Here is an 18,761-nt window from a genome sequence, read left to right as displayed (position 1 = left end):
TCAGCTCCTCACGAAGGCGGTGGTGGCCGGCGCGGGCAGACGTTCCGCGAGGGGGATCAGCGGCGGGAGCGACTCCGGCGGCTGGCCGAGGAAGACCCGGCGTACGACCCGTTCGGCGGCCAGACCGTCGTCGAACTGGCAGAAGCGGGCCCGGAACTCGGCCCGCAGCCGCTTGGACTCCGGGCTCAGGTGGGAACCCTCGCGGAAGATCCGGGCCAGTTCCTCGGGGGTGCGCGCGACCGGGCCCGGCGGCTCGGCCATCAGGTCGAAGTAGACGCCCCGGGTCTCCCGGTAGACCTCCCAGTCGTCGGCGTAGACGACGATCGGCCGGTCCAGGTTGGCGTAGTCGAACATGATGGAGGAGTAGTCGGTGATCAGCGCGTCCGCCGCGAGACACACGTCCTCGGCGGAGCGGTGCGAGGTGACGTCGATGACCCGGCCGGTGCCTGCGAAGGCGCCCCGGTCGTAGAAGTAGTGGGCGCGCAGGAGGACGACGACGTTCTCGCCGGCCGCCTCGCAGAACGCCTCCAGGTCGAGGCCGGGCTCGAAGCCGCTGTGGTGGTCGCGGTGGGTGGGGGCGTACAGCACGGCCGTCCTGCCGTCCGGGACGCCCAGGCCGCGGCGGGCCCGGACCACGTCGTGGGCGGACGCCGTGTAGTAGACGTCGTTGCGCGGATAGCCGTACTCCAGCGCCTCGTACGAACCGGGGAAGGCGCGCTCCCAGGTCTGGGTGGAGTGGCTGTTGGCGGAGAGGTTGAAGTCCCAGCGGTCGACGCGGCCGAGCAGCTTGGTGAAGCTGCCGGTCTGCGCGGCGACCACCGGGTACGTCGACTGGTCGACGCCCATCTTCTTCAGCGGGGTGCCGTGCTGTGTCTGGAGATGCACGCTGCCGGGCCGCTTGACGACGCCCTCCGCGAAGTTGGCGTTGTTGACGAGGTACTTGGCGCGGGCCAGCACCTGCCAGTAGCGGCGGCTGCCGATCACGGCGTACTCGACGTCCGGGGGCACGGTGTGTTCCTGGCCGGCCTCGACCAGGAACACCGAACGCAGCCGCGGGGCCAGCTGGCGGGCCGTGGCGTGGATCGCGGCCGGGTTGCACGCGTAACCGCGTCCCCAGTAGGCGCAGTACACGGCGAGGCTCTCGTCCAGCGGGCGGCGCAGGTCGAGGGCGTAGCGCAGCCGGGTGAGCGGCAGCCGTGGGCGGGGCAGCCGTCCGGCCGCCCGGGTCACCGCCCGGTTGGCCCCGCGCAGCGCCCGGAACGCGGTGTACGCGCCCGCCGCGAGCAGCCGGTGCTGCACACCGAGACTGCCGCCCGGCATCCGGAACCCGGCCGGCCGGTACGTGCGGTACAGCGCCCCCGCCCGCCGGAAGAACGCCCGGTGCCCGGACGGCAGCCGCCGCGGGTGGGCCGCCGTCCGCAGCACGGCCTCGAAGAGTTGCTCGAACAGCCGCCGCGTCCGCTCGCCCGGGAGCTCCGCCGCGAACGCCCCCGCCAGCACCAGCTCGACCTGGTCGAGGAGTTCGTGCTGGTGCGCACCCGGCAGGTTCAGCCGGCTGCCCTGCCGGCGCAGCCGGTGGCGTACCACCACCGAACGCAGCACCGCGACACGGCCGGCGGCGACAGTGGTCCGGCCACCCCAGCCGAGGTCCGTGAAGTGGCCGTCGGGGAAGCGGAGCCGACGGTCCGTGAGGAAGGCGCCGCGGTAGGCCGCGCTCCACGCCGGCAGTGTCACGCCGGTCAGCGCGGGCGCCTCGGCCGGGGCGAAGGCGCCCCGCGGGGTGCCCGCCGGCAGCGTCGCCGCCGGGTTGGCGGGTTCGCCCTCCCACCAGGGCACCCGCTCGTGCTCGAAGTACAGCACGTCCACGTCACCGGTCTCGGCCAGCCGTGCCGCCAGCCGCGCCAGCGCGCCCGGGACCAGGACGTCGTCGCCGTCGAGGAACAGCAGGTACGTGCCCCGCGCCGCCCGCATCCCGGTGTTGCGGGCCCCGCTCAGCCCGGCGGACGGCGGCGAGTGCACCGGGACCACCCGGGAGTCCCGCTCGGCGTATCCGGCGGCGACCGTGGCGGCCGGGGCGTCGGGCGCGTCGCAGACCGGGATCAGCTCCAGGTCGCCGAAGGACTGGGCGAGGACCGAGTCCAGCGCCTGGGACAGCCGGCCGGCGACCCCGTGGGACGGGACGATGATGCTGAAGCGGGGCATGCTGCTCTTTCTCAGGTGTCCATGCGGCCCGGCCTCCCCGTGGGGCGCCAGGTGGACGGCCGGGACGGAGTGGGCCGCGAGGTGTTGGGGGGCATGAAAGAACTCCCTGGAAGGCAAACGGCGGTCAGCGGCTCTCGGTGACGGGCAGGTGACCAGAAGGTTGCGGAACGGTGGCCAGCGGGGAGTGGGCGAGCCCCGAGGCCGCCGACGGAACAGGGTGTCGCTCGTCCAGGGGGATGAACTCCGGCAGCCCGGCCGTCTCACCGAGCACCACGTGCCGTACGACCCGCTCGGCGGCGCGTCCGTCGTCGTACCGGCAGAACCGCTCGCGGAAGGCGGCGCGCAGCTGCGCGGAGCGGGAGCCGCGCCAGTGGCCGCTGGCGAAGATGTCGATCAGCTCGTCCTCGCTGCGGGCGACCGCGCCCGGCGGGGTGGAGCGCAGGTCGAAGTAGGTGCCACGGGCCGCGTGGTAGGCGTCCCAGTCCTCGGTGTGCACGACGATCGGGCGGTCCAGGTTGGCGTAGTCGAACATGATCGACGAGTAGTCGGTGATCAGCGCGTCCGAGGCGAGGCAGAGCGACTCCACGCTCGGGTGGTCGCTGACGTCGATCACCCGTGCCCCGGCCGCGAGCGGGCCGCCGTGCCAGTAGTGGGCGCGGGCCAGGACCACGAAGCGCGGGCCGAGCCGGCGCACGATCCGGTCCAGGTCGAGCGCCGGGCGCTGGGTGCGCCGGTAGTCGCGGTGGGTGGGCGCGTACAGCAGCGCGACCGCGCCCTCGGGGACGCCGAGCGACTCGCGGATCCGGGTCACGTCGGCCGAGGTGGCCTGCTGGAAGACGTCGTTGCGCGGATACCCGTATTCGAGGGTGGTGTAGCCGCCGGGGTAGACGCGCTCCCAGGTCAGGGTGGTGTGGCGGTTGGCGGACAGCAGGTAGTCCCACTTGTCGACGCCCCGCAGGAGCTCCTCGAAGTCCATGCCGGCGCCGGCCGCCGGGTGTTCCTGGAGGTCGAGGCCCATGTGCTTGAGCGGGGTGCCGTGCTGGGTCTGCACGAACACCTGGCCGGGGCGCTTCCTCAGCCGCCGGTCGAAGTTGACGTTGTTCACCAGGTACTTGGAGCGGGCCAGCGCGGTCCAGTAGCCGAAGGTGCCCGGGCGCAGCCGGCGCGGGCCCGGCGGGACGGCGTGCTGGTGCTCGGGGCGCGCGATCCAGGCGGTGCGGATGTGCGGGGCGTGGCTGCGGAACGCCGCCTCCAGCGCGCCCGGGTTGCAGCTGTGGCCGCGGTTCCAGTAGGCGGCGAAGACCGCGCGGTCGGCGCGCAGCGGCAGCCGCAGCTGGACGCGGTAGTGCAGCTGGAGGAGGGCCGAGCGCAGGCCCCGGAGGGACTTGACGCCGGCCTTCACCGTGCGGCGGCCCGCGAACCGGGCCAGCTGGAGGGCGCGGTAGGTGCGGTGCAGACCGTAGTGGACGAGGCCGTGGCGGAGCCGGGTGGGCCACGGGACCGGGGCGCCCTCGGCCCGGTGCCGGCGGTAGTGGGCACGGGCCCTGCGCAGGAACTCGGCGCGGGTGCCGCGGGGCAGCCGCTCCCGCTTGGTGAACACCGTCGACAGGTGGTCGATCATCCGCCGGAACAGCACCGGCCGCCAGCGGGCCAGTTCGGGCCGCTCGTCGAGGAACGCGAAGACCCGGTCGTACTGCTCGAAGATGTCGAAGTGGCCGCGGCTGGCGGTGGAGAGGATGCTGCCCCGCCGTCGCTGCCGGTAGTGCACACAGACCCGGTCCAGGGTCGCGATCGACCCGGCGGTCATCAGGACCGGGTAGGTCCAGGGGGTGTCCTCGTAGAAGCCGGGCGGGAAGACGAAGCCGTGCTCCGCCACGAACTCCCGCCGGTACGCCTTGTTCCAGGCCACCATGAGAACCCGGAGGAGACCCGGCCGCTCCTCCAGCCGGAAGGGCGCCGGACCCTGCTCGGTCAGTTGCTGCGCGACCTTGTTGCGTTCCGCCCGGCCCGTCCAGAAGGTCCGCGCGTAGTCGTAGACCAGCACGTCCGGCTCGCCGGTCTCCTTGACCCGGTCGGCGATCGCCCGCAGGGCATCGGGGGTGAGCGTGTCGTCACCGTCCAGGAAGAGCAGGTAGTCGCCGCGCGCCTGCTCCATCCCGGCGTTGCGGGCACCGCCCAGGCCCTGGTTCTCCGGCAGGTGCACAGGCCGTACCCGCGCGTCGCGGGCCGCGTACTCGTCGATGATCGCGCCACAGGCGTCCGGCGAACGGTCGTCGACGACGATCAGTTCCAGATCGGGATACGACTGCGAGAGCACCGAGTCCAGGCACTCGGGCAGATACGCCTGGACCTTGTACGCGGGGACAATGACACTGAACCTGGGCAAGGGGCATCCATGGGTCGGTCGGCGCGGGCGTTCTGCCCGGGAACGGCCAATGGAGTGATTTGGTTACGGTTCCCTACGTCATGTGGGTTACGTTCCGTACTGCGCTTTCCGGGGGACACCCTCAGAAACGCGGCGAAGGACGAGCCGATGACCGACTCGCCCTTCTTCGAAGCGTCTTGTGCGGTTATTTGACCGCGCCGGCCATCACTCCCGTCACGAACTGCCGCTGGAACGCGAAGAACACCGCCAGCGGGATCACCATCGAGATGAAGGCGCCGGGGGCGAGGACGTCGACGTTGTTGCCGAACTGGCGGACCTGGGTCTGGAGCGCCACCGTGATCGGCTGGGTGCCCGACTTGGTGAACACCAGCGCGACCAGCATGTCGTTCCACACCCACAGGAACTGGAAGATGCCCAGACTCGCGATCGCCGGCCCGCCCAGCGGCATCACCACCCGGGTGAACAGGCGCAGTTCACCGGCGCCGTCGAGACGGGCCGCCTCCAGCAGCTCCCGCGGGATCTCCGCGAAGAAGTTCCGCAGCAGGAACACCGCGAACGGCAGACCGAAGCCGACATGGAAGAGGACCACCCCGAGGATCGTCCCGAACAGGCCGATCTTGCCGAAGAGTTCGGCGATCGGGATCAGCGCGACCTGGACGGGGACCACCAGCAGGCTGACCACGATCAGGAACCACCAGTCCCGGCCCGGGAACTCCATCCACGCGAACGCGTAACCGGCCAGCGCCCCGATGATCACGACCAGGACCGTCGCCGGGACGGTGATCAGGACCGTGTTCCACAGCGAGTGGGTGATGTCGCTGTTCTCGAGGAGGTTCTGGTAACTGTCGAACGTCAGCTGGGACGGCTTGGCGAACACGTGCCACCAGCCGCTCGCGCTCATGTCCTCCGGGGAACGCAGGGAGGAGGCGAGCAGCCCGATCGTCGGCACCAGCCAGAACAGGCCGACGACGATCAGGAAGACCCGCACCAGACCGCCGTTGATCTTCTCCAGCAGCCAGCTCATCGCCGCTCCTCCCGTCGCAGCCGGCGCACGTTACCGCGCCGTCCCGGGGGATAACCCCCGGACCCCCAGCCGAAAATCAGGCGGTGCACGCTCATCGCCGCTCCTCCCGCCGCAGCCGACGCACGTTACTGCGCCGTCCCGGGGGATAACCCCCGGACCCCCAGCCGAAAATCAGGCGGTGCACGCTCATCGCCGCTCCTCCCGCCGCAGCCTGCGCACGTTGAACCACATCACCGGGATCACGAGGAGCAGCAGGAACACCGCGATCGCGCTCGCGATGCCCGGCTGGCCCTCCGAGAAGCCCTTGCGGTACAGCTCCAGGGCGAGCACGTTCGCGTCGTCCTGCGAGGAGCCGGGCGCGATGATGTACACGAGGTCGAAGACCTTCAGCACGTTGATCATCAGGGTGACGGTGACCACCGCGAGGACCGGCGCGAGCAGCGGCACGGTGACCTTGCGGAACACCTGCCACTCGGACGCCCCGTCGACCCGGGCCGCCTCCAGGAGTTCCCGGGGGACACCCGCCAGCCCGGCCGCGATCAGCACCATCGCGAAGCCCGCCCACATCCAGATGTACGACCCGATGATGGCGGGCGTGACCAGGGACGGGCCGAGCCAGTCGACGCCGTTGTAGGGCTGCTTGAAGTTGCCCGCCGGGAGCCTGAGTCGCGCTCCGTCGGCGGCTGCGGGGAGGGTGAAGGTGCCGTCGGCGGCGGCCTCGGCCGAGGCCACCACCTTGCCGTCCTTCACCGCCTCGATGCGCATCCCGTCGTAGCCGACCTCGGACGGGTCGGGGGCGCCGAGCCTGCCGACGCCCTTGCCGCGGGTGAAGTCCTGCCAGGTGGTGCCGGTGATCTTCCCGGGGTCGGGCTTCGCCGCCACGGCCTTCTTCGCGCCGTCGGGCATCTGGTCCGGGGCGACGCCGACCAGGGGGAGAGCGACGGTCTGCCCGGTGTGGACGGCGGCCGTGGTGACGAAGCCGCCCTGGTCCGGCTTCAGCGGTGACTCGCGGCCCGGGTGGGCGTTCGGGAACGCGGAGGACTGGGCGAAGGTGTCGTGGATCCCGACCCAGACCGCGTTGGCGACGCCCTTGTCCGGGTCCTGGTCGTAGACGAGACGGAAGATGATCCCGGCGGCCAGCATCGAGATCGCCATCGGCATGAAGACGACCAGCTTGAACGCCGTGCCCCAGCGGATCCGTTCGGTCAGCACCGCGAAGATCAGACCGAGGGCGGTGGAGACCGTCGGCGCGAACACCACCCAGATGATGTTGTTCTTCAGGGCGGTGCGGATGCCGTCGTCCGTGAAGATCGCCTTGTAGTTGTCGAAGCCGGCGAAACCGTCGCCGTTCGCGTTGTAGAAGCTGCGGATCAGCGAGTACCCGATCGGGTAGACCACGAGCGCGCCGAGCAGCACCAGGGCGGGCAGGAGAAAGAGGAACGCCACGGTCCTGCGGGTGCCGGTCACGCTCTTGCGGCGGCCCGGAGGAGCGGGGGCCGTGGTCGCGGGTGCGGCCATCGCCCGGTCAGCTTCCGCTGCCGTAGGCGGCCGCCGCGTCCTTCTCCAGCTTCGCCTGGGTGCCCGCGACGTCCTTCGGGTTCTTCAGGAAGTCCTGGAGGTCCTTCCACTCGCCCTTGCCCGGGGTACCGCCGAACGCCTGCGGGGCCTGGTCGGACATGTCGAAGCGGAAGTCGTCACCGGACGCGATCAGGGCCTTGGCGATGGTGCGCTGCACCTCGTTCGGATACGCCGAGTTCGGCACGCTCTTGTTCGGGGAGAGATAGCCGCCGAGCTTCGCCTGGATCGTCGCCGCGTCCGGGGAGGCGAGGAAGGTCGCGAGGGCCTGGGCCCCCTTGGAGTCCTTGAAGATGACGGCCGCGTCACCGCCGGAGACCACGGGGGCGGCGGAGCCGACCGCCGGGAACGGGAACACCTTGGCGCCCGTGCCCACCTTCGCCTTGGTCTCGCCGATGTTGACCTGCACGAAGTCGCCCTCGTAGACCATCCCGGCCTTCGGCTGGTCGCCGCCGGTGAAGGTCTGGGTGACCGAGGCCGGGAACTCCGTCTGCAGCGCGCCGTCCGCGCCGCCCGCGACGTAACCCTTCTTGCCCCAGATCTGGGCGAGCGTGGTCAGCGCCTGCTTCACCGACGGGTCGGTCCACTTGATCTTGTGCTGGGCGAGCTGGTCGTACTTGTCGGGGCCCGCCTGCGAGAGATAGACGTTCTCGAACCAGTCGGTCAGCGTCCAGCCGTCGGCGCCGCCGACCGAGAACGGCGTGACGCCCGAGTCGTACACCGTCTGCGCGGTCGTCTGCAGGTCCTGCCAGGTCTTGGGTTCCTTGGCGCCCGCGTTCTCGAAGACCGTGGTGTTGTACCAGATCAGCGACTTGTTGGCGGCCTTGTAGTAGACGCCGTACTGCTTGCCGCCGACCTTGCCGATGTCCTGCCAGCCCTGCGAGTAGTTCTTCTGCACTTCCTTGAGCGCGTCCGCGCCGAGCGGCTTCGCCCAGCCCTTCTGCACGGCCTGTTTGATCGCGCCGGGCTGCGGCAGCAGCGCGATGTCCGGCGGCTGACCACCCGCGATCTTCGACCCGAGGAAGTTGATGATCGGATCCTGGGCGGGCACGAAGGTGACCTTCGCACCGGTGCGCTTCTCGAACTCCGCGAGCACCTGCTTGAAGTTCTTCTGCTCCTGCCCGGTCCAGACCGCGGCCACCTCGAGTGTGGTGCCGTCCAGCTTCGGGAGGGCGAGGGTGGAACCGGACGTACTGGCGCTGCTCTTGGAGCCGTTGTCGTCCTTCTTGTCGTCACTGCCTCCGCACGCGGTGAGCACGAGGGCTCCCGCGAGGAGTGCGGTGAGTGTCGTGAGGGCCCTGCCTGTCCGGATGGTGTTGCTCATGGCGCGCATCACTTCCCCGTTCGTCGTTCCTCGTTGAACGTCAGAACTCTGTTCCGTGCGCTCCGGTGTACGCGGGGGCCGCCTGTGCGGCAAGGGTGCGTACAGGTGAGGGCAGGGGATCGTGATCACCTCGTGATCAGTGACCCGGGTTCGCCCTCGCTCACAGAAGCGAGGGAACCTCCGCCGCCGAGACCTCTTTCGCCGCTCTCTCCACCGCGCTCGCCAGCAGCGCCAGGTCCGTCGGGCCGTTGCCCAACTCCCGCACCGGGCGGCGGGTCGGGGGGTCGCCCATGCGGGGCCAGTCGAGGGGGACGACCGTGGGGCGCTGGGTCGCCGTGCGGGGGATGCGGCCGGTGACGCGGCCCGCCTGGAACGCCGTGACACGGCCGTCCGGTGTGGTCAGGCGGCCACGGCCCGGCGCCGGTTCGTCGGGTCCCGCGGCCGGTGGGTCCAGGGTGACGCGCAGGGTAGCCCGCCGGGCCGGTTCCGTCTCCGCCGTACGGCCGCCCGCGCCGGCCGCCGCGATCAGGTGGACGCCGAGCCGGTCGCCCTCCTTCGCCACCGCCTCCAGCGCCCGCATCACGGAACCGGCGGCCGGCCGGCCCGGTGAGCCGAGGGCGGGGGAGACCAGGGCGTCCAGATCGTCGACCACGACGACCAGGCGCGGCAACGGCGGTGGTGCCTCGGTGCGTTGACGGGCGGCGGCCCCGGCCGACGGGCGCAACCGGATCGTGGAGCTCGGCGGCGCCTCTATGTCGGCGGCACCCGACGCGGCGGGGCGGCCGCGCTGGGCGACGATACGGCCCGAGATCTCCCGCTGGGCGTGCCAGTCGGTGAAGTCGGAGCGGCCCAGCAGCTCGGCCCGCCGCTTCAGCTCGGCACTCAGCGACTGCGCCAACTCCCTCATCCGGACCGGGTCGTTCACGGAGAGGTGGGTGGTCACATGCGGTATGTCCGTGCACACCCGCAGGCCCTCGCCGAGTCCCGCGCCGGAACCGGTGCCGACGCCGTCGCGGCCGTCGATCAGGACGATCCCGAGCCGGTCGGGCCGCTCGGCGGCGGCCAGCGAGGCGACGATCGCCCGCAGCAGTTCGGTACGGCCGCTGCCGGGCGGGCCCTCGATCAGCAGATGCGGTCCCTCGGCCACCAGGTCGGCGCCGAGCGGGCCGCGCGGTCCGGCGCCGAGCACCGCCCGGGCCCGGCCGCCCAGCGACTCCGCGTCGTCGGCCGCGTCCGCCCAACGGGCCATCAGCGACGCCGGGGTGGCCCGGGCCAGCCCCAACTCGTCCAGCAGACGGGCGGACTGGGGGAGCGGGGTGGCCACGCGGGTGTGCCGGTCGCCGGCCGGGCCGTCGGGGCGCAGCGGGGCCAGCGCCCTCGCGAACCGCTCGGCCCAGGCGGGGGAGACCGCGTCCACCGCGGCCAGGGTGCCGGGGCCGAGGGGGGCCGCCGCATCGGTGCGGGCCACCCGCAGCAGATGCAGTGCGGTCGCCACGTCCCCGCTGAGCAGGGCCACGGCCCCGCACTCCCGGAACGTCGGCGTCACCGCGCACGCCGCCTCGTAGGTCTGGGTGACCGGCGAGGTGGGCGAGGTGGGTGCCGTCTCCGCCAGGCAGATCACATGCACTCCGGCGCGCGGCCCGGCGACGGTCAGCCGCGCCACCGCGTCCCGCAGCGCGGAGCCGCCGGGATCGCCGTCCACGACGACGACCGTGTACGGCCCCGGGAAGCCGCCCCTGTCGTCGCCGTCGTCGGTGCCGAGGTCGTCGCGGGCCCAGGAGGGGCGGTGGGCGGTCTCGGCGGACGGGGCGTCCGGGGTCGTACCGGCCAGGTTCGGGCGGTCGGCGGCGGTGGCCGGCCGTCGGGGCGCGGACAGGTCCTCCACCCTGCGGAGCAGTTCCTCCACGCGGGCGGCGGCCTGTTCGCGGTCGTAGGCGAGCAGGAGGCGGCAGTCCTGGCCGTGTCCGGGGCGGACGTGCGGGAGCCAGCCGAGCCAGGACCACTCGGCCGTGCGCTCCTCCAGGGGGCGGGCCCGGTCCGCGCTGATCAGCACGATCTCCAGCAGGTCGGGGGAGTGCAGCGCGGCGAGCTGGGCCAGCACCGCGCGCGTGAGGCCGGCGAGGCGGGTGCGCGGGCCCGCGAGACCGAGGGCGCCGGCCTCGCGCAGGTCGGCGGTGACCGGCACGGCGGGCAGCAGCCCCGGGGCGTCGGGCGCCGGGCGGTCCGCGGTGCCGAGCCGGACCGTGAGCGTCTCCGGGTGGCCGGGCCCGCGCTCCCAGAGACGGGGGCCGGGGCCGAGCGCGGTCAGCAGCAGGGCGGCGGGATCCGGCCAGGTCTCGGGCTGGGCGGGGAGATCGGCCGATGCCGGGCCGCCGACCTCGGCCGCGGGCTCGCCGTCGGCGGCCGACGGGACCTCACCGCGCCCGCCGGCCAGCCGCCGGGCCCAGGCCCCGAGCCCGCCGCGCCTGCGGGCGCCGGGCAGGGCGGGGGCGTCGGTGCCGCGCAGGGGGGTGCCTTTGCGCCTCGCGGAGAGGGCGGGGCCGTCGGAGCCGTCGTCGGTCGGTGAGGTGCCGTCCGGGGACGGGCGGTGGTGCGCTGTGGCCGGACGATCGGAGGACGCGGGCCCGGCGGAGCCGCCGCTTCGGGCGCCGGGGCCGGACGTGGGCCCGTGGGAGCCGCCTGGGGCGCCGGGGCCGCCGAGAACTCCGGAGCGGCCGGCGTGGGTGTCGCCGGAGCGTTGCGTGGGGGCGGACCGGCCCGTGGCGGTGAAGCGGTCCGTGACGGTGGAGCCTTCCGCGGCGGCGGGGCGTTGTGGGTCACCGGAGCGCTGCGCGGGGGCGGCGCCACCGCGTGGGCCGGGCAGTCCGCCGCGGCCCCCGGCCGACTCGGGGTCGTACCCGCGTCCGCTCGGCGAGGACTCGTACCCGCGCCCGGCGGACATGGGCGGCTGGTGCCCGGGTGCGGTCGTCTGTGCTCCGTCCCGGCGTCCGGCCGGGGACGGTTCGTGCCTGGATCCGGTCGGCTGCGGTCCGCCTCCGCGTCCGGCCGACGGGGGCTCGTGCCTGGGCCCGGCCGGCGGTGAACCGTCTGCGCGCCCGGCCGTCTGCGGTGCGTCCCCGCGTCCGGCGCCCGCCGGGGACCCGGCGCCCTGGCCGGCCCCGGCCGCCGGGATCCCGCCTCCCCACCCGGCCTGTGGCGAGCCGCCGCCCTGGCCGGGCGCCGGCAGCCCGCCCCGGCTCTCGATCCTCGGCGCCTCCCCCTGCGCGGGTACGACAGGTGGCTCCACCGGCCCGTGTTCCTGGCCCCCCGCCGCTCCGCCCGAGGCTCCCCAGCCCGCGGTGCCGTAGGCGTGATGGGTGCGGCCCGCGGGTCCGGTCCGGCCGTCGGCCGCCCCGCGCGCGGAGCCCGGGAAACCGCCGGCAGCCCCGCCGGCCGCGAAGCCGCCGTTCTCCTCGTCCGCGTCCGCGCCCTCACCGCCGAGCAGCACCCGTACGCAGCCCTCCCCGTCCGGTGCCGTGTCCACGCGGGCTCCCGGTCCCCCGGACGGCGTAAGCCGCAGGGCCGATTCCCCGATGCGCAGGAGCGCTCCCGCGGCGAGGCGGACCGGGCGCTCGGTGACGCGGGTGCCGTCCAGGGCCGTGCCGTTCGTGGAGTGCAGGTCGGCGACCGAGACGCGGCCGTCGGCGGCGACCGTGACGGCGCAGTGCAGCCGCGAGACGTCGGGGTCGTCGAGCGGGACGTCGGCGTCGGCGGAGCGGCCGATGGTGATCTGGCCGCCGTGCAGGAGGTGGACCCCGCCCGCGTCGGGCCCGGCGATCACATGGAGCTGGGTCGGGGCGTCGTCGAGCTCGGGATGCGGCTCGGGGGCGGCCGGCGCGCCCAGGGACAGCACGGCGCCGTCGACCAGCGGGGGCTCGCCCAGGGTCCGGCGGCGGGCGTCCAGCCGCTCGGTCCCCGCGTACAGCACCACCGGGGCGCCGCTCGTCTCCCGGCCGCCCGGGCCGCCGTCACCGGTGACAGCCGAGGCCAGCGCGGAGGCCACCGCGGCCAGATCCGTGCCCGCGGGCGCCGTCACCAGCACGTCCCGGCTCACGGTCCGGCCCCGCTGCGCGGCAGGGCCCAGCGGGTCTACGACGGTCAGCCGGATCTGCATCGCCGTCAGCGGTCCCTTCTGCGCGGGCGCGGAATTCCCCCCACCGCCACGAGCACGTCGGCCAGTTCTGCTGTCGCACGCATCCTCGCACCTGCCACTGACAACGCGCCCACGCCCCGATGGTAAGTGATCTTGATTGGTCAGCTCTGCCCCCAAAAGTGCCTGACCAATACCGCGCGGGCGATCACTTGAGATCGGTCACGTCCGGACCCGGCAACCACCGGACCGAAGCGAGCGTCTTTCCATCGAACAACTGCGGGAACGCCTACGTATGGGGATACGTCCGGAACACCTGCCGGCCGCCTGCGGTGCGGGGGAAAGCACAGCCGGACGACAGCCCGGTACCAGGGACCACGGCACTACAGTGGGTCGGACACAAGAACCGGACACACCAGCAAGCAACAGGGAGCGGATGACGTGCGGCCGGTAGGCAGCAAGTACCTCCTGGAGGAGCCGCTCGGACGCGGCGCCACCGGTACCGTCTGGCGTGCCCGCCAGCGGGAGACCGCGGGCGCCGAGGCGGCCGTGCCCGGCCAGCCCGGGGAGACCGTCGCGATCAAGGTCCTCAAGGAGGAGCTCGCCAGCGACGCCGATGTCGTGATGCGGTTCCTGCGGGAGCGCTCCGTGCTGCTCCGGCTGACCCACCCGAACATCGTCCGGGTCCGCGACCTCGTTGTGGAGGGCGATCTCCTCGCCCTGGTCATGGACCTCGTCGAGGGTCCCGACCTGCACCGCTACCTGCGTGAGAACGGCCCCTTCTCGCCGGTCGCCGCCGCGCTGCTGACCGCCCAGATCGCCGACGCGCTCGCCGCCAGCCACGCCGACGGCGTTGTGCACCGCGACCTGAAGCCCGCCAACGTGCTGCTCCAGCAGTACGACGGCCAGATGCACCCGCTGCTGACCGACTTCGGCATCGCCCGGCTCGCCGACTCCCCGGGCCTGACCCGCACCCACGAGTTCGTCGGCACGCCCGCGTACGTGGCGCCGGAGTCCGCCGAGGGCCGCCCGCAGACCTCCGCCGTCGACGTCTACGGCGCCGGCATCCTGCTGTACGAGCTGGTCACCGGCCGTCCGCCGTTCTCCGGCGGCAGCGCCCTCGAAGTCCTCCACCAGCACCTCAGCGCCGAGCCGCGCCGCCCGTCCACCGTCCCCGACCCGCTGTGGACGGTCATAGAGCGCTGCCTGCGCAAGAACCCCGACGAACGTCCCAGCGCCGAGAACCTCGCGCGCGGCCTGCGGGTCGTCGCCGAGGGCGTCGGCGTGCACGCGAACTCCGCGCAGATCGCCGCCGCCGAGGGGGTGGGCGCGCTGCTGGCCCCCGACCCGGCGCCGACGGCCGTACCGGGGTCGGCCGACCCCACGCAGGTGCTGCCGAACACCGGCGCGTTCGGATCGTACGACCCGAACGCGGCGACCAGCGTGCTCCCGCACACCGGCGGCCCCACCGGCGCCGCCGACCCGACCGCCGTGCTGCCGAACACCGGCGCCGCCGACCCGACGGCCGTCATGCCGCCGATGCCCCAGGGACAGCCGGGCCAGCCGCAGCCGGACCAGCCGCACCCCTGGCAGACCCAGCTCCGCGCGGCCCGCGACCGCAACGAGCAGACGCAGGTCCAGTACCTCGACCCGAACGAGGACCCGCTGCGCCGCCGCCCGCAGCGCCAGGTGGCCCGGCCGCAGCAGCAACAGCCGCGCCAGGCCCCGCAGCAGCAGCCGGTACGCCGGCCGCAGCCGCGCGGGCAGCAGGGCGGCGGGTACGGCCAGCAGGGCGGGTACGGGCAGCAGCAGCCCGCCGGCTACGGCCAGCAGCCCGCCGGGTACGGCCACCAGCCGCAGCAGTACGCCCCGCAGCAGCAGCCCCAGCGGCCGCAACAGCGCTACGCGCCCCCGGCCGCCCCCGCCGAGCCGCAGCGGGCCCCGCGCGAGCCGCGGCAGCGCAGCGCCAACCCGATGAAGATCCCCGGCCTCGGCTGCCTCAAGGGCTGCCTGTTCATGGTCGTCATCCTGTTCGTCGCGGGCTGGCTGATCTGGGACCTGACCCCGGTGCACACGTGGGTGGGGGAGGGCAGGGGTTACTGGAGCCAGCTGAAGGACTGGACGACGTCGGTCAGCAACTGGATCGGCGACCTCGGCAACGGCTCCGGCAACAACAACTGACCGCGACTCTGGGGATTTGTCGACACCTGGCGGGTGATTTCCGCCTCCGTGGTGAAGGTTGGCTCATCGGACGCGTACTTTTGTCGGCAACACGCGTCTGTAGGAGCAGTCTTGGCACGGAAGATCGGCAGCCGGTACACCGCCAACCAGATCCTGGGGCGGGGCAGCGCCGGCACGGTGTGGCTGGGCGAGGGGCCGGAAGGGCCCGTCGCCATCAAGCTGCTGCGCGAGGATCTCGCGTCCGACGAGGAACTCGTGGGCCGCTTCGTGCAGGAGCGCACGGCCCTGCTGGGCCTTGAGCACCCCAACGTGGTGTCCGTCCGCGACCTCGTCGTCGACGGCAACGACCTCGCCCTCGTCATGGACCTGGTCCGGGGCACCGATCTGCGCACCCGCCTGGAGCGGGAGCGGCGCCTCGCGCCCGAGGCCGCGGTGGCCATCGTCGCGGACGTCGCGGACGGGCTGGCGGCGGCGCACGCGGCGGGCGTGGTCCACCGGGACGTGAAGCCGGAGAACGTGCTGCTCGACATGCAGGGCCCGCTCGGCCCCGGCGGGGCCCACCCCGCCCTGCTGACCGACTTCGGCGTGGCCAAGCTGATCGACTCCCCGAAGCGGACCCGCGCCACGAAGATCATCGGCACCCCGGACTACCTGGCACCGGAGATCGTCGAGGGCCTGCCGCCCCGGGCCTCGGTGGACATCTACGCCCTGGCGACCGTTCTGTACGAGCTCCTCGCGGGCTTCACCCCGTTCGGCGGCGGCCACCCCGGCGCGGTCCTGCGCCGGCACGTGACCGAGACCGTCGTCCCCCTCCCCGGTATCCCCGAGGAGCTGTGGCAGCTGCTCGTGCAGTGCCTGGCGAAGGCGCCGGCCTCCCGGCTGCGGGCGTCCGAGCTGGCCGCGCGGCTGCGGGAGCAGCTGCCGACGCTGGCGGGGATGCCGCCACTGGACGTCGACGAGCCGGAGACCGAGGCGTCGGAGGAGGCCGCCGAGGAGACGGCCGCCGCTCCGGCCGCGGAGGAGCAGCGGGTACGGCGCCGGGGGGCCGTCTCCCTGGTGCCGGGCGCCAAGCCGGACTCCAACCGGGACACGCACACGTCGATGAGGGTGCCGGGCCCCGACGAGCTGGCGGGCGGCGCGCGGGGCACGGCCAGGGCGCCGAGGGCGGCCGGGGCGCCGCGACCGGGCTCGGCCCGGCACAAGGCGGCGGCACGGCGGCGCAGGGTGACGCTGGGCGTGGCCGGGATCGTGCTGGCGGCGGCGGTGGGAGTCGGCGCGTGGCTGGCGAGCTCCGGAGACGACTCCCCGCCCCAGGACACCCACAGCACCTCGGCGCCGTGACCTTCCGCCCGCCCGCCTGACCCGGCGACCGCGGTCCCCGGGCACCCCGCTCCCCCCGGGCGGGCGGGCCGGGCGCCGGTGGCCGGGCGCTGTGCGCTTGGCGGAGCCGTTACGCTGGGAGGCGTGGCAGTCGTCGATGTATCCGAAGAGCTCAAGTCCCTCTCCTCGACCATGGAGTCGATCGAGGCCGTTCTGGACCTCGACAAGCTGAGGGCAGACATCGCCGTGCTCGAGGAGCAGGCGGCCGCGCCGTCCCTGTGGGACAACCCGGACGAGGCGCAGAAGATCACCAGCAAGCTCTCCCACCTCCAGGCCGAGGTCAGGAAGGCGGAGGCGCTGCGCGGGCGGATCGACGATCTCGCGGTGCTGTTCGAGATGGCCGAGGAGGAGGACGACCCGGACACCCGTGCCGAGGCCGACTCCGAGCTCGCCGCCGTCAAGAAGGCGCTGGACGAGATGGAGGTGCGGACGCTGCTCAGCGGGGAGTACGACTCCCGCGAGGCGCTCGTGAACATCCGCGCGGAAGCGGGTGGCGTCGACGCCGCCGACTTCGCCGAGAAGCTGCAGCGGATGTACCTGCGCTGGGCGGAGCAGAAGGGCTACAAGACCGAGGTCTACGAGACGTCCTACGCGGAAGAGGCCGGCATCAAGTCGACCACCTTCGCCGTGCAGGTGCCGTACGCCTACGGGACGCTCTCGGTCGAGCAGGGCACCCACCGGCTGGTGCGCATCTCGCCGTACGACAACCAGGGCCGGCGGCAGACCTCCTTCGCGGGCGTGGAAGTCCTCCCCGTCGTCGAGACGACCGACCACATCGAGATCGACGAGTCCGAGCTGAGGGTGGACGTGTACCGGTCCTCCGGGCCCGGCGGGCAGGGCGTCAACACCACCGACTCCGCGGTGCGCCTCACCCACATCCCCACCGGCATCGTCGTCTCCTGCCAGAACGAGCGGTCGCAGATCCAGAACAAGGCGACCGCGATGAACGTCCTCCAGGCCAAGCTCCTGGAGCGGCGCCGGCAGGAGGAGCAGGCCAGGATGGACGCCCTCAAGGGCGACGGCGGCAACTCCTGGGGCAACCAGATGCGTTCGTACGTCCTGCACCCGTACCAGATGGTCAAGGACCTGCGTACGGAGTACGAGGTCGGCAACCCCGAGGCCGTCTTCAACGGCGAGATCGACGGCTTCCTGGAGGCCGGAATTCGCTGGCGCAAGCAGCAGGAGAAGTAACTTTGTCGACTTGCCCATGGTGAGTCGGCCCGATTCGCGAACTGCCGCCCCCTGGGCGGCAGTTCTCGTTTTTCCGGGCCACGCCGGGGCTATGTCTGGGTTTTACATCACACTCACAGGCTTCAACTCCCCGCATTCGGCGCGCAACTGGACATCGCGCCCGCAACGGCCTTGACGTTGCTTTGAAAAATGGGAAGGGTGAAGCGTGGCATGCGTATCTCTGGGGCGCATGAGAACCGGGGGGCTCGCGTATCCGTAGCTACCTCCGTAGAGCACAGCCCCAGCGCCGCCAACCTGACATTCAGCTACTGGGGGTAGCAACCAGATGACCAAGAAGACACGGATCCGGGTCGCGCGGATAGCCGCCTGCGCCGTGATCGCCGCCGGTGCCTCGCTGACCGCCGCCGGCGCGGCCTCCGCCCTCTCCATCGGCGTCGAGGCCAACGAGGACGGTCTGACCGCCACTGTCAACACGGCCGACGACCCGACCGACGACCCCACCGGGATCCCGACCGGCCCGGCCACCAGCGAGCCGCCCACGAGTGAGCCGCCCACCAGCGAGCCGCCGACCAGCGAGCCGCCGTCCGAGTCCTCGGAGCCCTCGGACGAGCCCACCCAGCCGACCGACGAGCCCACCGAGCCGACGGACGAGCCGACCAGCGACAACCCGACCGACGGCAGCGGCACGGGCACCGGTGGCGGCAACAACACCGGCACCGACGGCAACTCCGGCACCTCCGCGCAGGAGGAGGGCTCCTCCGCCCTCACCGACACCGGTTCGGACTCCACGAACACCCAGGCCCAGGGCGGCGGCGACCAGCTCGCCGAGACCGGTGCCGCGCAGACCGGCTTCCTGATCGTCGGTGCCGCCACGATGATCGCCGGCGGTATCGGCTTCCGTATCCTGCCGCGCCTCATGGGCGGCCGTGGCGGCGCCGCCGCCTGACGGCAGCCGTTCGCTCACGGAGCGTATGCGTTCACGTGTGACGAAGGGCCCGGAGCAGCAGCTCCGGGCCCTTCGGTCGCTTTTCGCGCGATGCGTTTGTCTGTGACGTTCGCTACGCGGTCTGATGCGCCAGCAGCGCCACGGCGGCGATCAGTACCGCCAGCAGCCCGATCAGCGCCATCGGGTTCAGCCCGCCCAGGAAGTTCTCCTGCTGCAGACGCTCGCGGTTGGCGCGGCACACGGGGCACCGGCCTTCGCTCACGGGCGCCGCGCAGTTCGCGCACACCAACCGGTCGTACGTCATGCGCTCGCCCTCCTTGCACCGGCCATTACCTACACAACGCTCAGCGGAACGAGAACGTTCCCCCTCCACTGTGCCAGGTTCCCCCGGAAAGGGCGCGGCCGTCCGTGGACCTCGCCCCG

11 protein-coding genes are annotated in these 18,761 nt (G+C 72.9%); 4 read left to right on the top strand and 7 right to left on the bottom strand.

The features are described 5' to 3' along the window. The 6 genes from ACWDGI_RS07870 to ACWDGI_RS07845 all read right to left on the bottom strand — a co-directional run bounded on the left by ACWDGI_RS07870 (position 1) and on the right by ACWDGI_RS07845 (position 12,664). Positions 1 to 2,202 carry a bifunctional glycosyltransferase family 2 protein/CDP-glycerol:glycerophosphate glycerophosphotransferase gene (locus ACWDGI_RS07870; protein WP_450756405.1) on the bottom strand — a complete coding sequence of 734 codons (2,202 nt, stop codon included), beginning with the start codon at positions 2,200 to 2,202 and terminating at the stop codon, positions 1 to 3. Between the two features lie 124 nt (positions 2,203 to 2,326). Then, positions 2,327 to 4,588, bottom strand: a complete 2,262-nt coding sequence (locus ACWDGI_RS07865) for a bifunctional glycosyltransferase/CDP-glycerol:glycerophosphate glycerophosphotransferase (protein WP_450756403.1) — start codon at positions 4,586 to 4,588, stop codon at positions 2,327 to 2,329. A gap of 184 nt (positions 4,589 to 4,772) precedes the next feature. After that, positions 4,773 to 5,612, bottom strand: coding sequence for a carbohydrate ABC transporter permease (locus ACWDGI_RS07860; RefSeq protein ID WP_450756401.1), 840 nt, complete (start codon positions 5,610 to 5,612; stop codon positions 4,773 to 4,775). Positions 5,613 to 5,798: 186 nt separating this feature from the next. Then, positions 5,799 to 7,130: a carbohydrate ABC transporter permease gene (locus ACWDGI_RS07855; RefSeq protein ID WP_450756399.1), complete on the bottom strand. Its 1,332-nt coding sequence runs from the start codon at positions 7,128 to 7,130 to the stop codon at positions 5,799 to 5,801. A 7-nt stretch (positions 7,131 to 7,137) separates the two neighbouring features. After that, positions 7,138 to 8,520, bottom strand: a complete 1,383-nt coding sequence (locus tag ACWDGI_RS07850; protein ID WP_450756397.1) for an ABC transporter substrate-binding protein — start codon at positions 8,518 to 8,520, stop codon at positions 7,138 to 7,140. Positions 8,521 to 8,671: 151 nt separating this feature from the next. Next, positions 8,672 to 12,664 (bottom strand): FHA domain-containing protein, encoded by a 3,993-nt coding sequence (locus tag ACWDGI_RS07845; protein WP_450756395.1) that lies wholly within the window; start codon positions 12,662 to 12,664, stop codon positions 8,672 to 8,674. Between the two features lie 417 nt (positions 12,665 to 13,081). Between ACWDGI_RS07845 and ACWDGI_RS07840 the strand changes: the two genes are divergently transcribed. The 4 genes from ACWDGI_RS07840 (at position 13,082) to ACWDGI_RS07825 (ending at position 18,338) form a co-directional block, all read left to right on the top strand. After that, positions 13,082 to 14,821, top strand: a complete 1,740-nt coding sequence (locus ACWDGI_RS07840; RefSeq protein ID WP_450756393.1) for a serine/threonine-protein kinase — start codon at positions 13,082 to 13,084, stop codon at positions 14,819 to 14,821. A 111-nt stretch (positions 14,822 to 14,932) separates the two neighbouring features. Next, on the top strand, positions 14,933 to 16,162 hold the full coding sequence (locus ACWDGI_RS07835) for a serine/threonine-protein kinase (RefSeq protein ID WP_450756391.1): 1,230 nt from the start codon (positions 14,933 to 14,935) through the stop codon (positions 16,160 to 16,162). Positions 16,163 to 16,285: 123 nt separating this feature from the next. After that, positions 16,286 to 17,392 carry a peptide chain release factor 2 gene (gene prfB, locus ACWDGI_RS07830; protein WP_450756390.1) on the top strand — a complete coding sequence of 369 codons (1,107 nt, stop codon included), beginning with the start codon at positions 16,286 to 16,288 and terminating at the stop codon, positions 17,390 to 17,392. 325 nt (positions 17,393 to 17,717) lie between these two features. Further along, complete coding sequence (locus tag ACWDGI_RS07825) at positions 17,718 to 18,338, top strand: hypothetical protein (RefSeq protein ID WP_450756388.1); 621 nt, start codon at positions 17,718 to 17,720, stop codon at positions 18,336 to 18,338. A gap of 112 nt (positions 18,339 to 18,450) precedes the next feature. Here ACWDGI_RS07825 and ACWDGI_RS07820 read toward each other — a convergent pair whose 3' ends face one another. After that, positions 18,451 to 18,642, bottom strand: a complete 192-nt coding sequence (locus tag ACWDGI_RS07820) for a hypothetical protein (protein WP_351701422.1) — start codon at positions 18,640 to 18,642, stop codon at positions 18,451 to 18,453. Positions 18,643 to 18,761: the final 119 nt, after the last annotated feature.

It is taken from the genome of Streptomyces sp. NPDC001220 (assembly GCF_053597895.1).
Note: the sequence above shows the minus strand (reverse complement) of the source record. Positions and strands in the feature narration are given on the sequence as shown.